Here is a 339-nt window from a genome sequence, read left to right as displayed (position 1 = left end):
TCATTCGCCCGACCCCCGAATGCTGCGCGCCATCACTTCACCGGCCACGCGTCCGAAACCGTTGGCTTTGGCAAAGGCGCTCCCCGTGATGTATGAGCGGCCGTGGAAACCGCCGCAAACCTCCCCTGCAGCGAAAAGCCCGGGAATCTTTTCGCCTCTGCCATCCAAGACCTCCGTGTCGGGTGAAACGGCAAGTCCGCAGTAGGTCCCCATCACGCCCGCTTGAGCCGGCATGATGAAAAAGGGAGGATGCTCGAGCTTCACGGGCACACCGTAGCCCGATGACAACGAACGCCGCCCGAGACGATCTCGTCCGGCCGGTGCATCTTGGTTGTAGGC

Annotated in this window: 1 protein-coding gene; it reads right to left on the bottom strand. The window is 62.5% G+C overall.

Translation table 11 applies throughout. The features are described 5' to 3' along the window. Positions 1 to 339, bottom strand: a 339-nt coding sequence (locus H6A60_RS12890) for an FAD-binding protein (protein ID WP_205105262.1), incomplete at its 5' end; no start/stop codon positions are given.

The organism is Sutterella massiliensis (genome assembly GCF_016899755.1).
GTDB lineage: Bacteria > Pseudomonadota > Gammaproteobacteria > Burkholderiales > Burkholderiaceae_F > Sutterella > Sutterella massiliensis.
The sequence above is the reverse complement of the archived record's forward strand: the minus strand, read 5'-3'. Positions and strand labels throughout refer to the sequence as shown.